Annotated in this window: 12 protein-coding genes; 7 read left to right on the top strand and 5 right to left on the bottom strand. The window is 36.2% G+C overall.

Annotated features, from left to right (window positions below; genetic code table 11):
- Positions 1–12: 12 nt before the first annotated feature.
- The gene (locus tag OZX59_RS06050) at positions 13–408 is read right to left on the bottom strand and encodes a DUF4430 domain-containing protein (protein WP_277125235.1); all 396 of its coding nucleotides are present in this window, start codon (positions 406–408) and stop codon (positions 13–15) included.
- Between the two features lie 34 nt (positions 409–442).
- On the bottom strand, positions 443–2677 hold the full coding sequence (gene nrdJ / locus OZX59_RS06045) for a ribonucleoside-triphosphate reductase, adenosylcobalamin-dependent (protein WP_277125233.1): 2235 nt from the start codon (positions 2675–2677) through the stop codon (positions 443–445).
- A gap of 597 nt (positions 2678–3274) precedes the next feature.
- On the opposite strand from nrdJ, the gene OZX59_RS06040 reads away from it, so the two are divergent.
- Together OZX59_RS06040 and OZX59_RS06035 are read left to right on the top strand one after the other, a co-directional pair.
- Entirely contained in the window at positions 3275–3988 is a 714-nt protein-coding gene (locus tag OZX59_RS06040; RefSeq protein ID WP_277125231.1) for a YjjG family noncanonical pyrimidine nucleotidase, read from the top strand.
- 67 nt (positions 3989–4055) lie between these two features.
- Positions 4056–4820, top strand: a complete 765-nt coding sequence (locus OZX59_RS06035) for a pyrroline-5-carboxylate reductase (protein WP_277125229.1) — start codon at positions 4056–4058, stop codon at positions 4818–4820.
- Between the two features lie 69 nt (positions 4821–4889).
- On the opposite strand, the gene OZX59_RS06030 is transcribed toward OZX59_RS06035, so the two are convergent.
- Positions 4890–6818, bottom strand: coding sequence for a PTS glucose transporter subunit IIABC (locus tag OZX59_RS06030; RefSeq protein WP_277125227.1), 1929 nt, complete (start codon positions 6816–6818; stop codon positions 4890–4892).
- Between the two features lie 189 nt (positions 6819–7007).
- Here OZX59_RS06030 and treR point away from each other — a divergent pair, with 189 nt between their 5' ends.
- Both treR and treC read left to right on the top strand, forming a co-directional pair.
- Positions 7008–7733: a trehalose operon repressor gene (gene treR, locus OZX59_RS06025; RefSeq protein WP_277125225.1), complete on the top strand. Its 726-nt coding sequence runs from the start codon at positions 7008–7010 to the stop codon at positions 7731–7733.
- 9 nt (positions 7734–7742) lie between these two features.
- Entirely contained in the window at positions 7743–9404 is a 1662-nt protein-coding gene (treC, locus tag OZX59_RS06020) for an alpha,alpha-phosphotrehalase (protein WP_277125223.1), read from the top strand.
- An 80-nt stretch (positions 9405–9484) separates the two neighbouring features.
- On the opposite strand, the gene OZX59_RS06015 is transcribed toward treC, so the two are convergent.
- Complete coding sequence (locus OZX59_RS06015) at positions 9485–10495, bottom strand: D-2-hydroxyacid dehydrogenase (RefSeq protein WP_277125222.1); 1011 nt, start codon at positions 10493–10495, stop codon at positions 9485–9487.
- A gap of 373 nt (positions 10496–10868) precedes the next feature.
- Between OZX59_RS06015 and OZX59_RS06010 the strand changes: the two genes are divergently transcribed.
- On the top strand, positions 10869–11696 hold the full coding sequence (locus OZX59_RS06010) for an exodeoxyribonuclease III (RefSeq protein WP_277125219.1): 828 nt from the start codon (positions 10869–10871) through the stop codon (positions 11694–11696).
- A 67-nt stretch (positions 11697–11763) separates the two neighbouring features.
- Entirely contained in the window at positions 11764–14598 is a 2835-nt protein-coding gene (locus tag OZX59_RS06005) for a DEAD/DEAH box helicase (protein WP_277125217.1), read from the top strand.
- A 42-nt stretch (positions 14599–14640) separates the two neighbouring features.
- Here the strand turns inward: OZX59_RS06005 and OZX59_RS06000 are convergent, their stop codons facing one another.
- On the bottom strand, positions 14641–15729 hold the full coding sequence (locus tag OZX59_RS06000; RefSeq protein ID WP_277126998.1) for a serine hydrolase domain-containing protein: 1089 nt from the start codon (positions 15727–15729) through the stop codon (positions 14641–14643).
- A gap of 145 nt (positions 15730–15874) precedes the next feature.
- Between OZX59_RS06000 and OZX59_RS05995 the strand changes: the two genes are divergently transcribed.
- On the top strand, positions 15875–16288 hold the full coding sequence (locus OZX59_RS05995; RefSeq protein WP_277125215.1) for a peptide deformylase: 414 nt from the start codon (positions 15875–15877) through the stop codon (positions 16286–16288).
- Positions 16289–16290 lie beyond the last annotated feature (2 nt).

Genomic DNA, 16290 nt, shown 5'->3' with positions numbered 1-16290 from the left:
GGTTAGACTGACTTACTTAGCTAAGTTGAAGACAACCCGATCTTTGTTATGAACTTTTTGAGAACTAACGCCTTTGTTAGCAAATTTTCCATTTAATTTATAGGTCCAGTAGATACCTTTACTAGTATTTTGGTTTTTGCCATTGATGCCGGTGACCATGAAGCCAAGAACTGGTGAAGTCTTACCTTTAACTTTCCAAGCTTTACGTAGGCCTTTGATTACAGTAGCACCTTTTTTGGCCAGTTTGACTTTCTTTTTGGCGAATTTCTTATTATTCTTTTTTAAAGTATAGGTGACTGTAATTTTACTGCTTTTGGCTGCAACATTTGTTGGTTGAGCAGTTCCAGCAAAAGTAAAGGTAAACACCGTGGCAATAATGGTTACAATACTTAATTTTTGTTTTTTCATGATTTTTCTCCTTAGTTTAATAAAGCATTATTTTTTATTTAACTGGACAAGCTCCTGATTCACAGTCGGTTTGATCAACTATTTCTAGATCTTTCTGATCGTCATTTTGCTTGGCAAATACCTCAGCAACATTACCGTTTATCTGAGCTTTCTTCTGTTCGTAAGTTGTTTTGTCAATTGGTTCTTTTGGTGCTTGCTTCAAGGAACCACCATAATAAGGTAGTAAAGAAGTTGATTTAATGCAGTGACGATATTGTTTCAATAGTGAAGTAATCTGATCTGCTTCGTCATTTTGAAAAGTTACAGTACAACTGACAGCGTTGTCTGACCAATAAGTTTGCAAAAAAGCTTGAGTAGCGAATTGTTCAGCAATTGAAACTGTTCCGGCTGATGCAAAGTCTTTACTATCTGCATGAGCGGCACGCATTGGAAACTCAACGCAAATCGTATTTTCAGAATAGGTATCAGGTTCAGAATAATAACCACAGGCATCAAGTGCTTTTAGCAATGGATCTGAAGCTTGGAACCGAATTCGTTGAATTAAGTAGCCAGCATAATGAAAGTGCATGCCTTCAGAAGCACCGGCTAGTTTGGCCACTGTCCCAGATGGCTTTACGGTAGTATGCTTAATTGAAGTATTACAATTTAAAGCTTTGCTATATTCATTGTCGGCATTAATCACGGCCTGATAGGCATTGGAAAGCATTTCTATTCCTTTAGGATCATAAATTGGTGCCTTAATTTGTTCTCCAGTTTCTTCATCAAACTCATCCTTAAAGCCTGTAACTACCCGGTGGCCAAGGTCATTTAATAGCCAATCTTGAATTCCTGAAATTGAAACACCAATTCGGCGATTTTGATAAATTATTTCCCGGGAAATTTCCCAATCATAGTTACTAAAAGTGATTCGTTTAGTGTAACGTGTTGCTAAGCGAAAAACTTCGTTTAAATCCCAATCTTGTTGTTCCGCAATATAAGGAAAAACTTCAAAAAGATTGCAAGGTTCACCATTTGCTAAAGAAATTTCACCACATGGGTTAGTGCCTTCAACCTCGCCATCAATGTTTTTTTGATAGCCATCAATAATTCGACCGTAATTGCGTGATAGGTCAAGATTAACTACACCTGGTTCACCGTTTTCTTTAATGCCATCAGCAATTGGTTGGTAATTATCAAAGTTTGCATCAATGGCGACACTATTATTGGAAGCCCAGCGGTGATGATATAATTTATCTTTGTCTTGTTTCATGGTAATAAAATCTTGATCATCATTCGAACCAAGAGCCAATTCTGCAGATCTACGAACATTGCCGGCTACTACAGCTTTTCCAATTAGATTACAAATGTCAGTTGCATCGACTGAGGTCATTCGTTGATTGTGTCGCTCATTGATAATTTGATTAATATCAAGCAGCATGTCGATTAATGGCATTGGGCCTGAAGCAGTTCCACCGAATCCATGTATCTTTGCGCCATAGGGACGAATGTCACTAATATCAAGTACTAGTTTTGTCTTGTTTTCTGGATTTGTTTGTTTAAAATGCATATCGATTAGGCGAGCATTAGCTAAAACCCAGCCCTCGCGCGTATCAGGTAATTTATAATAAATATAATTATCAGCATCCGCGTTTGCCTGTGCCCAATCTGCATAATCAACCGCGCCATGCTCAAGTGAGTTATCATAAGACGGACTTTTTTGGTCAATCACAATTGTTAAGGCAACTTGATTATCGACTTGAGGAATTTTGACGATATTTTCTTCCGCGACAGAAAAACCCACACCGCCACCCTTCATTAGTTGATCAAATAAGAAAGAGAAGGGGAGTGAGACGGCCAATTGATCTTGGTCAAGATAACTTGGTACAATTGAGCTGTTGCCGTATTTCTGTGGTCTAATGGCAATAAACCAACAGTTATTTAAAGCATCACCATTACGCTTTTGATAGTCTGTACCCGAAATCCAAAGATTCCGCCCAGAAGGTGTGGCAGCAAGACCATAAACTAGTTTGAATAGTTGTTTGGCTTCATTGGTTAATTCAGTTACTACTTCAGTAGTAGGGTTATTTTTTAAACGAGGATCAAGATTAATATTTCCTTCGATAACCCGTTTTACTGTTTCGTCCCAATTTTCAGAACGATTCTGGTCTGGTAACCATCTAGCGTAGGTACGCTTGTAAGTAACCCAACCTAATTCTCCCCAGTGTGGTTTAATGTTTTGTTTCACTTGATCAATATAGGCTTGATCTAAAGTTATACTAGTGTTTTCCATGTAAAAGCAACTCCTAAAAAGATAAACGTTTCACATATACATCATATATGGCTTACCTATAAACTATACCACAATATCTTGTGATAAATATAAGAAATGAAGTTGGTGGCTTAACTTGTAAATTACAATTATATGGCAGAATGGGATTTGTGAGTCTGAAATTTTTTACTAAAAGAAGGTTTTACCATCAAAAAACACGTTAGAAAGTAAGTGGTCCTAGCGTGTAAATATAAATTGTTTCTTTTTAAAAACGGATGAGTGCCCAGAAAATAGTGATGGCAGCAATAATTATTAAAATAGGTATCAACAAATGAATAAAGCAGAAAAAGAGAACTGCACAAATTAATAAGAAAGCAAAAATTTTAAATAGGCCAATTCCTAATTTCATTAGTAGCCAAGTAACAAACAAGATCAATAATAGTGTAAGCATTCTAAGCACTCCTTCAAAATAAATAAGCCCAATTATATCCCTTTTTTCTTAAGAAAAATAGTTAATTATATCTTTTATAATTAAGAAATTGCTATAATTATTCTTAGACTAAATTCGTTCACGCAGAAATTAAAGCAGATGAATGAATTAGAAGGAGTGAAAAATACTTGCGATTTAAACAAATAATTTTTGATGTTGATGATACGTTAATTGACTTTGCTGCAACGGAAGATTTTGCTTTGCATGCTCTATTTAAGAAACATCATTGGCAATTGACTCGTGAAATGCAGAAACGCTATCATGCTTATAATCAAGGGCTATGGCGTAAACTTGAACAGGGCACTATTTCCTATAACCAATTAAGTGAACAGGTTTTTCAAGTTTTTTTGAAGCAAAATTTTGGCTTAGAAGTTGATGGGAAAGCGATCATGGCGGAGTATCGTTCATATTTTGAGCAGGCATATCAATTACTGCCAGGTGTTGAAGATGCTTTACGTTTTGCGCAAAATGATTATCAATTAACTGTTTTAAGTAATGGCGAAGCATTTATGCAACGTCATCGGCTTGAGCAAGCGGGAGTTGAGCAGTACTTTTCACTAATTGTAACCTCTGAAGAAGCTGGATTTTCAAAACCGGACCGCCGAGTTTTTGATTATTTTTTTGATCAGACGACAATTGGACCTGAAGATACTATTTTCTTTGGTGATGGGTTACAGTCAGATATTTTGGGTGCAGAAAATTATGGTTTTGCCAGTGTTTGGTACAATCATCGTCATCGCAAAAATGATCTTAATTTGCATCCTATGTTTGAAGTAGAGACATATCCGCAATTTGTTGATTTGTTAAAACGAGATTTTCAACCGGGCTATCGATTAGGATAGATTTAATGTAAGCATTGTTACAATAATGGCGTTAAATAACTAATTAAGTATTAAAGGAGCGTAGAAAATGAAAATTGGATTCATTGGAACAGGTAAAATAGGTAGTTCAATTATTCAAGGTTTGTTACATGCAGATGTGGTTAGTCAGGATATTTATGTGTATGATGGTGGTCACCGATCTGCTCAAGCATTAGCTAAAAAAGCTGGCCTACACTTAATTAATGAGTATGGTGATTTTAATAATTGTCGCGCTGTCGTAGTCGCTGTTGGTGGTGATGCTCAAGAAACAATTATTAATGACTTGGGTCAGGTCTATCATGGTATTATTATTTCAACTGGTGGTGGCGATTTAACTCTAATTAATCGCCAAATTGTCGCAGATGCGTCTTTTGTTAAAGCTGTTCCAAATACCCCTGTGCAAATTGGAGAGGGCATTACTGTAGTTAGCTTTATTCCTAATGAAAGTAGCGAGGTAATTGATACAGTTAAAGCGATTTTTAGTCAAATGGGTGATGTTTACGTCGTTGATGAAACTTTACTAGGGATTTATGGCACGATTGCTGGCTGTACGCCAGCTTATGTTGATCTAATGATTGAGGCATTAAGTGATGCTGCAGTTCAGAATGGTGTTAAGCGGACTGAGTCTTATGCAATAATTGAAAAGATGCTGCTTGGTACAGCTAAATTAGCTTTAACCAATCAGAAATTACCAGAAGAATTAAAGGATGAGGTAACTACTCCGGGTGGTTCAACAATTAGAGGCGTTACTAAACTAGAAGAAGCAGGCTTTAGAAATGCTCTAATTCAAGCAGTTAATGCATCAGCTAATTAGGTTTAGTAAATCAAAAAGAGCGAATGTTTCATATGAAACATTTGCTCTTTTTTGTTTAAAATAATTATATTATTTTGTTCCTGGTCTCTTAGCTTTAGCAACTTTTTTACCCATTGTCATATCATCGTTGTAGCCCCAAAACCAAGTTACAACAAAGGCGATAACGATTGATACGGCACTAGCAATCAAGAAAGTATAAAAACTATTTAAGTCACCAGGATTTTTAGGATTAAAGAAACTGGAAAAGCCAATTAATCCGCCAGTGAAGCCAAACATGGTTCCATGCATTAATCCAGTTATCAGACCACCAAAGGCAGCGCCGATTGATCCGGAAATAAAGACGCGTTTATATCTTAGATTCACGCCATAAATCGCTGGTTCAGTTACTCCACAAAATGCACTAATCATGGCAGCAAAGCCTAACTCTTTGATGTCAGCTTTCTTGGACTTGATAGCAACAGCTAAGACAGCAGCTCCTTGGGCAATCATAGTTGAACAAATGATAGCGTTGATTGCACTTTGTCCGGTACTAGCAATTTGTTGGGCGACTAACGGTACGACACCCCAATGGAAGCCAAAAATCACTAATACTTGGTAAAAGCCACCAATAATGAAGCCCCCTAGCCAACCGGATACAGAAACTAGCCAGTTAATGAAGATAGCAATGCCGTTTGCAATACCTTGAATAACGGGCCCAGTGATTATTAAAGTGATGGTCGCCACGATTAATATCGTAATTAGTGGTACAAAGATCATTTGTAAATAGGTCGGTAATACCTGCTTAAGCCACTTTTCTATTTTAGCAGCTAACCAAGCTGCTAAAATCATAGGGAAGATAGAGTAAGTATAGTCTAGAAACTGGAAATTTAATCCCGCTAAGTTAAACATTACTTTACCAGCTTTACCCCAAGTAATTAGCTGTGGCATTGTGAGCACACCGCCGATTACTGCGGCAATGATTGGATCACTGCCTAGTCTTTTAGCAGCACTAAAGCCAACCCAAACTGGCAAAAAATAAAAAGCTGCATCAGCCATTGCGCTAATTGTAAGATAGGGCACACTGTTGATATTTAGTAGTGACCCTAATTGCGGTAAAGTAAGCAGCGCAAGGATTCCCTTGATAATTCCAGAAGCTGCAATTACGCCGATAACAGGACTCATTGAACCAGTTATGAAGCCAATCAAATTATTAATAGCATGAGAAACTGGATTTTTACTATCATCTTGATTATTGGTGCTTGTGGCTGAAGTATCTAACTTTGGTAGCTGTTTGATTACTGCATCGTATAAGTTAGCTACACCGTCACCAATGACAACCTGATATTGACCAGAAGAGTGTAAGACGTCAAGAATACCGCGTTGATTTTTTAGGAGGTCATCATTTGCTTTGTTTTCATCTTTTAAATAAAAACGTAAACGAGTAATACAGTGGATCACATTGCTAATATTATCTGGACCACCAACATTTTTAATAATTAAAGTTGCTAGTTCGTCATATGAAAGCTTATGTTTGGTAGAAGCATCTTCAGTTTTTAAAGTAGCCTCAGCAATACTTGCTAGCGCCTTGGTATTGCCAATCGCTAAATCAAAGTTAGTTAACTTTTCTTGAGAATTGGTGATTACAACAATCACAGTAGGATCTAACTTTCTGTTCTTAATGAGACCAAGATCCATATTTGCGATTATCTGTCCAGCCTTGACTTCATCATCAGGTTTGACTTGGATGTTAAACCCAGTTCCCTTAAGCGTTACTGTATCTATACCCATATGAATGAGAACTTCAAGTCCATCGTTGGTGGTAATACCGATAGCATGCTTAGTCGTGGCAATTGTTGTGACTTTGCCAGCAATTGGGGCAATAATTTCACCAGACTTTGGAATAACTCCAAAGCCTTTACCCATAGTTTCTTTATTAAAAATTGGATCACTGACTTTATTTAATGGAATAATTTGTCCATCAGTCGGGCTCAGGAACGTAACTTTTTGCTTGAATGTCATTATTTTACTCCTAACATAAAACGTTTACATGATATTATGTTATACTTGTCTATACAAGCTGTCAAATAAATTAAGTTTATAGACATTATTGTCTTTATAAACTATAAAAAGCTAATAATATGCCAAGTGGTTTGCTTGTCTATATATCTATCGTTATAATAAAAAGTAAACTAGGTGAAAGGAAATAAGATGGCACAAGGAAAGGCAGATCTTATTGCTCAAGATATCGCAGCTAAAATAAGGCATAAACAATTTGTAGTAGGGAGTTTTTTGCCAAGCGAGAGTCAATTAAAGCAGTTATACGGCACCTCTCGTGAAACTGTAAGAAAAGCATTGGCACAACTTGAAGCACTAGGCTTGATTCAAAAAATTCGTGGTAGGGGATCATTAGTCTTAAATTTAGATAAATATTCGTTTCCAATTTCAGGGATTACTAGTTTTGCAGAATTAAATAAGTCATTAGGTATGCATGCACAAACTAAAGTACTGGACTTAGAGAAATTAATAACTATACCGAAGATTTTCAAGGAAAAGTTTCCCAAACAGCATGAAACTAAAGGTATTTATGTTGAACGACTTCGTTTGCTAAAGCAGCAACCTGCCGTACTTGATTGTGACTTTTTATTTAATCCTCCCATATCAAATATTCCTGAGGTTGCAGCAGAAAATTCGATTTATGAATATATTGAAAACGATCTGGGTTTAACTATTTCGTATGCAACCAAAGCGATTACAGTTGAAGAAGTTACGCCGCAATTACAGCAAAAGTTAGGGCTTAAAGATAATATGGTTGTGTTGGTTGCCAGTCAAAGTTTTTTGAGTGACGCAACGCCATTTCAGCTGACACTTTCTTTTCATAATCCAAGTAAGTTTGTTTTTGTTGATTTTGCGCGTAGACAGAAAATTAAGCCTTAGGAGTAAAAAATGGTTGATTTAGGCAAAAAAGTAATTTATCAGATTTATCCCAGATCTTTTTATGATTCAAATAATGATGGCATTGGTGATTTACAAGGGGTTATTCAAAAGATTCCGTATATTCAAAAATTGAATGTTGATATGATTTGGTTTAATCCTTTTTTTGTTTCGCCACAGCGTGATAATGGCTATGATGTTGCTGATTATTATCGAATTGATCCGGTTTTTGGGACAATGGTTGACTTTGAAGAGTTGGTTGCTAAACTCAAACAAATAAATGTTGGAGTAATGCTTGATATGGTATTCAATCATTGCTCAATTGATAACGAGTGGTTCCAAAAAGCACTGGCAGGTAATGAGAAATATCGAAAATTCTTTTATCTGAGAAAAGCCAAGTCTGATGGCAGTTTGCCGACAAATTGGCAGAGCAAATTCGGTGGTCCTGCTTGGAGCAAATTTGGCAATACAGATTATTACTATCTTCATCTTTATGATCCAAGTCAAGCGGATTTAGATTGGCACAATCCAGAGGTAAGACAAGCTGTATTTGATGTTGTCAATTTTTGGCGTGCAAAAGGGGTAAAGGGGTTTCGCTTTGATGTTATTAATGTAACTGGTAAGGCTAAAGAACTAGTTGATTCAACTGATCCAATTCAAGAAAAAAGTCTATATACTGATACGCCAGTAGTTCATCGTTATTTAAAGGAAATGAATGCTGCCAGCTTTGGACAAGATTCGGAAAGTATTACCGTTGGGGAAATGTCGTCAACCACAATCGAAAATTCACTTGAATATTCAAATCCAGATGAGCATGAACTTTCAATGGTTTTTAATTTTCATCATTTAAAAGTTGATTATGAAAATGGCCAAAAGTGGACTAAGAAGTCCTTTGATTTTATGCAGTTAAAACAAATTTTAACGCAATGGCAAGAAGAAATGGATGCTGGTAATGGTTGGAATGCACTATTTTGGAATAATCATGACCAGCCAATGGCATTAAGCCGTTTTGGTGATACTGGTAAATACCGAGTTAAGTCTGCACAGATGCTGGCTACTGCACTACATTTATTAAGAGGAACGCCATATATTTATATGGGAGAAGAAATTGGACTTGTTGATCCAGACTATTCATCGATTGATGATTATGTTGATATTGAGGCACGTAATGCATATCAGAATTTACAACAAGCGGGTATGAGTCAGGCACAAGCGTTTGATATTATTCATGCTAAAGCGCGGGATAATTCGCGTACGCCGATGCATTGGGATAATAGTAAGTATGCAGGTTTCAGCAAGGTCAAACCGTGGTTAATGCCGACAAATCAATCGGAAATTAATGTGCAGCATGAACTTGCTAACGGTGAGATCTTTTCTTATTACCAAAAACTCATCGAGTTGCGTAAGCAGGAGGAGTTAATTTCTGCTGGACATATCAAGATGTTCTTAAAAGAAGATCGGCAAGTATTTGCTTATGAACGTTTCTTAACTAAAGGTCAAAAGGTGTTACTAGTACTGACTAATTTCTATGGTCAAGAGCACACTGTGAAAGTTCCTGACAAATTTCAAAATAAACCTTTTACTGTATTAATTAGTAATTACCAAGTAACTGATTTTAAGTTGGGAAATGAACTAGTGCTAAAGCCCTATGAAGCAATTGCACTTAAAATTTAAAATATTTCCCAGGAAATAAAAGAGAACTGAGCAATTGTACTCAGTTCTCTTTTTAGATATTAGTTATATGTGCAAGTTTGTTAGAACTCTTTATTTAAGTCAACTGGAGTTTCTGGGGTTTCACCTTTGATTAATTTTAAGTTGTTATCAAACGACTTAACAACCATATTGCGAACGGCATGCGTAGTGTAGAAAGCCGTATGAGGAGTTACAGAAACGTTTGGACGGGCAATTAAATTGGCTAAACGTTCATCTGGAAAATCCTTATTACTCCAGTCTTCGTTAAAAATACCAACTTCATTTTCGTAAGTATCCATTACAAAGCCAAAGACTTTACCCGAATCAAGACCACGGATAATTGCGTCTGTGTCAACTAATGGGCCGCGAGATACGTTAACAATCACTACGCCATCTTTCATTTTCTTAATAGAATCATCATTGATCATATGGACGTTTTCAGGAACATCTGGTACGTGCAATGAGATTACGTCTGCTTGTGCATAAATGTCATCAAGGCTATCAACGTAATAACCCTGCTTTTCTAATTCAGGATTTTTGAAGATATCATAAGCAATAACTTTAGCGCCAAAGCCCTCCATAATCTTCATGAAAACTTGACCAATGTGGCCAGTTCCGACTACACCAACGGTCTGATCACGCACTTCACGACCAATAGTTGGTGCCCATTGTAAATTGTGTTTAGCGACTTTTTCTGCCATGCGTTTGTCTTGACGTAAAATATTTGCAGCTTGGACAGCAGCGTGTTCAGCAATTGCATTCGGAGAGTAAACTGGTACGTTGGTCAACTTAAAGTCTAATTCCTTAGCTTTCTTTAAATCAACATTGTCAATTCCGACGTTGCGAAGTGACAAGTTGTGAATTCCTTCATCAGCTAAGGCTTGTAAGGTCTCAGCTGTATAATTTAGTTGTTGGTATGCAACTACACCATCAGCACCTTTAGCTAATTTGGCAGTTTCAGGAGTTAGCAATTGGTCAGTATATTCAACTTTAATATCCTTGTGGGCATCTTTCCATTCTTTAACGTATGGTTCTTCGTCTTTGCGAATTGCATAAGCGTATATTTTAGTCATAAAATTGGACCTCCATAAAATTAAAAATATTATCTCTTGTGCTATTATACACTTGTATTGTCAGAATAAAAAATAAAAGTTTGTGAAAAAGCAATTTTTGTTAAAATATTAATTTAATAGGAATTAAACGTATGATTAGATTAATAAATGGTAAATTTATATCAGACAAGTGATGTAATGATTAAATAAAAATAGTTTATTATGTAAAAACATTCACGAAAGCGATATCAAAAATCATGAGAGGTATGAATTTATTTATCTAATTGGTTATTTTTAGAAATAATTTCCAAGAATAGTTCGATTAGGTGTTGAGAGTTTGTGTCATTGATGAAAAACTTTATAATAGAAACTGATAGGATAAAAGGAGAACAAAATGATCTTAATTTCATGGAATATTGATTCATTGAACGCAGCCTTAACGGGTACATCTGAGCGAGCTGAAGAAACACGTAAAGTATTATCCCAAATACATGATAAGCAGCCAGCTATCATTGCTATTCAAGAGACTAAATTGCGTGCGACTGGTCCAACTAAAAAGCATCAAGAAATTTTGACAGCAGAATTTCCAGAGTATGATTATGTGTGGCGCTCGGCAGAGGAACCTGCTCGTAAAGGATATGCTGGTACGATGTATTTATATCAAAAAGGATTAAAACCAAAGGTTACTTATCCGGAAATTGGTGCCCCAACGCCAATGGATCAAGAAGGTCGTATCATTACCCTTGAATTTGCACAATATTTTGTAACACAGGTTTATACGCCTAATTCTGGTAACGGCTTGAAGCGTTTGAGTGAACGGCAAGAATGGGATAAAAAATATCTGGAATATCTGCAGAAGTTAGACAATAAAAAGCCAGTGCTTGCTAGTGGCGACTATAATTGTGCTCATGAAGAAATTGATTTGAAGCATCCAGACAATAATCATCATTCAGCTGGTTTTACGGATGAAGAAAGAACTGGCTTTTCACAATTGCTTGATGCTGGATTTTGTGATACTTTTAGAAAAATAAATGGTAATGTTACAGATGTCTATTCATGGTGGGCTCAAAGAGTGCGGACGGCCAAAGCTAATAATTCAGGCTGGAGAATTGATTATTGGTTAACTAGTAATCGAATTGCTGATAAAGTTAATCATTCGGAAATGATAGATACTGGCTCGCGTGCTGATCATTGTCCAATTCTACTTGATATTGATTTATAAAAGACGAAACTCATGGTATTGGGTTTCTTTTTATTTTGTGTAAAATACTAAGTTGAGGCGATATTAAATGAATGAACTACTACAAGATGCAATTTTGAATGGTCTATATGATCCTAGCTATTCGGGACATGAGGCGCTACGGCCACAATTATTGCAAAATACTAAGAACAATAATATTTGGCTGACTCTACGTCAAGAACTGCTAACATGTAATAGTTTTACCTGGGCTGTAGCGTTTGTAACCCAAGATATGCTAGTTCCACTTAAAGTTGTTTTGGCAGACTTAGCTAAGAAAAATGTTTCGGGTACGCTCATTACGGGTGACTACTTAGGGTTTAATGCTCCGCAAGTTTTTTATGAACTATTAAAAATTCCTAATTTAACGGTAAAAATAGCTTCAACCCAAGGCTTTCATGCTAAAGGCTATCTGTTTGAACACATAGATTGGCAGACATTAGTAATTGGTAGTGCTAATTTTACTCGTTCTGCTCTGCTTAGTAACTATGAATGGGCATTAAAAGTCAGTTCTACCCAAAATGCGGTGCTAACTAAAGAAGTAGCCGACCAATTATGTCAATTGAAAGCCAATAGTAGATCATTAACTTTAGATTGGATCAATGACTATGAGACTAATTGGACAAGACCAGTAATGACATCAGCTGTAAAAAATATTTCCCAGGAAATAACGCCTAATCAAATGCAACAAGATGCATTACAAAAATTAGATCAATTGATTAAAGCAGGTGAGCATCGCGGCTTAGTAGTCTCTGCTACGGGAACTGGGAAAACATACTTGGGTGCCTTTGCTGTTCAAAAGTATCAACCAAGAAAATTTTTGTATGTTGTTCATAGAGAACAAATTGCTAAAAAGGCTTTGGCTAGTTTTAAACAAGTAATTGGTGGTAAAAACTCAGATTATGACTTGTTAACAGGACACAAACATGAAACTAATTGTAAATATCTCTTTGCGACGGTTCAAACGCTGTGTAGACCAGAAACATTAGCTGAATTAAAGCCAACTGAATTTGATTATATTCTAATTGATGAAGCGCATCGGGCACCAGCGCCAAGCTATCAAAAGTTGTTTGATCATTTTAAACCCGATTTTTGGTTAGGAATGACGGCAACTCCTGAACGTATGGACGAGCAAGATGTTTATCAACTGTTTGACTATAACTTGGCGTACGAAATCCGTTTGACAGACGCGCTGGAAGAACATATGCTGACACCATTTCATTATGTTGGGGTTGAAGACTACGAAGTAGATGGCGTTAAAATTGATGAGACAACCGATTTACGTAATTTGTTAGCACCTAAAAGAGTAGATTATATCCTAAATCAGCTAAATTATTACGGCTATTGCGGCAATAAGGCTAAAGGCCTAGTTTTTTGTAGTCGTCAAAAAGAAGCACGTGAACTTGCTCAGATATTCACTGCTAAAAAGCACCCAGCAGTTGCTCTGACTAATGAAGATAGCGAGTCTAAGCGTGCACAAGTAGTCAAACAGCTTGAAAACGGCGACTTGGAGTACATTATTACGGTTGATTTGTTTAACGAAGGTGTTGATATTCCCGCCTTGAATCAAATTGTGATGTTGCGTAATACACAATCCAGTATTGTTTTTATTCAGCAGCTAGGGCGAGGACTACGTAAATATCCGCAAAAAGATTATGTCACGGTGATTGATTTTATTGGTAACTATCAAAATAACTACTTAATTCCCATTGCTTTAAATCAAGACAATAGTCGCGATCAGGATAAAGTGCGCGCGGAAACCCTATTACCGAGCTTTATTGATGTTTCTACGATTAATTTTAGTCGGATTGCTTCTGAACGAATTCTAGCTTCACTTGATCGAGTTAAACTGGATAGCATCAAAGAATTGCGCCAATCTTATCAGGAACTAAAACAAAAATTGGGGCGAGTACCACTACTGCTCGACTTTTATCAAGAAGGCTCGACCTCACCGTTGGTATTTGCGCGCAATAATAGTTTGTTACATTATGGAAAATTTTTAATAAAAATGGGGGAATCGTTAACTTTATCAGCATTTGAAGATGGTGTCTTATCATTTATGACCAAGGAATTGCTGAACGGAAAAAGACCGCATGAATTATTACTTTTGCAGCAATTATTACAGCAGCAAACAGTAGGACTAGCTGAATTTGAGCAAATCTTAGAAAAACATAATGCTTACTTTAATTCAGCAGTTATGACTTCGGTTGAAGATATTCTAACTTTAACGTTTTTTGAGATTAAACAAGGTAAGACTACCAAAAAAGAGCAATATGGTGGGCAAGCACTAATTGAACATAACTTATTAGGCTATGAATTAGCTCCGCAGCTAGTAAAGTCTTTGCAAGATAATGCAGAATTTAGAAGACTATTTATTGATGTAATTGAAACAGGACTGCTGCTAAATCAGCCTTATGATGATCAAGCACAATTTACGTTATATCAGCAATATGATCGCAAAGATGTTTGTCGTTTACTTAATTGGCCAAAGGATGTTTCTGCACCAATGTATGGCTATCGAGTGGATGAAAAAGAAACGCCAATTTTTATTACTTATCAAAAGGACTCAAGTGAAAAACGCAATGCAGTATATCATAATACGTTGGCTGATGGTCGTAGCTTACGGTGGTACACACGTACACCGCGGCACCTTAATTCAAATGAAGTCCAACGTTTGCTTAATACCCCGCAGATGGTGCTACATTTATTTGTTAAAAAGAGTGATGCAGTTGGCAAACAATTTTTCTATTTAGGCCAAGTCGATATTCAAAAAGAGACGGTGAAAGAAGAGTTAATTGGCCCTAAGAAAAAAGTGGCTGTAGGGATGAATTTGTTGCTACGACATCCACTCGAGGCCAAAATGTATAACTTATTATTTGCAGAATAAAAAATGCTGTTACACTTAAAAGGTGCAATAGCATTTTTGATTTTATCTTGAGACGAAAGTTCCTGGCTTAATGTATTGTAAAATATCATAACCCACGTCTTTTTCAGCATTTTCATTATCATTAGTTTGGTTTAGGAACATGACAATACCGTTTTGATTGTCAGTTGTTAATTGCACCCAACTACCAAAATGCAAATTATTAAGGCTACCATAAGCTAGTTTTAGTGTGTCGTTTTTCTTCAAATACATGCCTCCAGAATAGTCATTTACTTTGCTATTTAGGTGGGTTAAGTAATTGAAGTTTTTCTTAGTTAAAATGGAACCATCACATAGTCCAACTTGAATTTTATAATAATCTGCTGGGGTAGAGAACAAATTACCCGCTCCAGGAATTTGAGAAGCAAGTGAACGTTTAACGTAACCGGCTTTTTGATAATTTTTGCCACCATTTGAATAATAGGAGATCGCATCCGTCATCCGATTAGGGATGTTTTGATACAAATATGTATTTTTTAAGCCAAGTGGTTTGATGATCCGCTTTTTGAGATTGGCTTCATATGATTGACCAGTAATTTGTCTAATGATACCGGCAAGCAGGATATAATTACTGTTGTTGTAATGATAGGTGCCGACTTTATCGGATGAAGCAGCGTTAATATTATTGACTACCCAATTAATTGCATTGGCTTCAGAGTAATTATAACCTCGATTGATTTCGGTTTTAGTAGCCTTAATACCAGATGTGTGGGTCAATAAATTGCCAATTGAGATTTTATTGGAGTTTCTCAGAGTTGGATACCAACGGGAAATCTTGGTATATTGTGAAAGTTCAGGATTTTCATCAATTAGCTGAACGATCATTGCAGCAGTAACTACTTTTTGCAGAGATGCAGTTGGATAGACCACTTTAGCATTGCCATTACCCAATTTTTTGCCATACCAGGCATAGCCGTAACTAACAGTTTGCACCTGACCGTCTTTAATTATAGCGACACTACCTCGCATGTGATGCTTTTTTAGGGTGTTTCTGACGAAGTTATATGTTTGGACTTGCTCGTTAGTTTGTGCTGCATTAACAGTAGTTGGTCGATAAAAGCTAGCAGCACTTCCAAAAAGTAATGCTGTTAATATGAAGAGTCTATGTTTCAAGATTAAAAATGTGCTCCTTATATAGAAAATATTATTTTTAGTATAGAATACTAGTGTTAACAAAAAGATGCGAAATGATTAAGTTTGTATAACAAACTATAGATAGTTAATTAATTGAGGAATAAATGTGGCCGCGAAAAAGATAATCACCGATACCATTTTTTTACAGCAAAAGTCAAAGACAGCTACTAGGGATGATTTAAAAGCTGCAATCGACTTAAAAGATACTTTGATTGCACAAAAAGAAGCAGCTGCAGGCTTAGCTGCTAATATGATTGGAATTAATAAACAAATTATTACCTTTTATTTCGGATCTCTGCCAATCGTAATGTTAAATCCGAAAATTATTTTGGCATCTAAAAAGTATTCTACAAAAGAAGGATGTCTATCATTAACTGGTTTAAGAAAAACGGATCGCTATCAAATAATTACAGTGGAATATCAAAATATAAATTTTGAAAAACAAAGGCAGAATTTTACGGGATATGTGGCTCAAGTTATTCAACATGAGGTTGATCACTGCCACGGACGCTTAATTTAATT

Origin of the sequence: Lactobacillus sp. ESL0681, from assembly GCF_029392835.1 — a bacterium.
GTDB lineage: Bacteria > Bacillota > Bacilli > Lactobacillales > Lactobacillaceae > Lactobacillus.
The sequence above is the reverse complement of the archived record's forward strand: the minus strand, read 5'-3'. Positions and strand labels throughout refer to the sequence as shown.

Coding starts and splice junctions, on each gene's coding strand:
- treC (WP_277125223.1), top strand. CDS start 7,743: ATGGTTGATTTAGGCAAAAAAGTAATTTATCAGATTTATCCCAGATCT.
- OZX59_RS06005 (WP_277125217.1), top strand. CDS start 11,764: ATGAATGAACTACTACAAGATGCAATTTTGAATGGTCTATATGATCCT.
- OZX59_RS06030 (WP_277125227.1), bottom strand. CDS start 6,818: ATGACATTCAAGCAAAAAGTTACGTTCCTGAGCCCGACTGATGGACAA.
- treR (WP_277125225.1), top strand. CDS start 7,008: ATGGCACAAGGAAAGGCAGATCTTATTGCTCAAGATATCGCAGCTAAA.
- OZX59_RS06050 (WP_277125235.1), bottom strand. CDS start 408: ATGAAAAAACAAAAATTAAGTATTGTAACCATTATTGCCACGGTGTTT.
- OZX59_RS06010 (WP_277125219.1), top strand. CDS start 10,869: ATGATCTTAATTTCATGGAATATTGATTCATTGAACGCAGCCTTAACG.
- OZX59_RS06015 (WP_277125222.1), bottom strand. CDS start 10,495: ATGACTAAAATATACGCTTATGCAATTCGCAAAGACGAAGAACCATAC.
- nrdJ (WP_277125233.1), bottom strand. CDS start 2,677: ATGGAAAACACTAGTATAACTTTAGATCAAGCCTATATTGATCAAGTG.
- OZX59_RS06035 (WP_277125229.1), top strand. CDS start 4,056: ATGAAAATTGGATTCATTGGAACAGGTAAAATAGGTAGTTCAATTATT.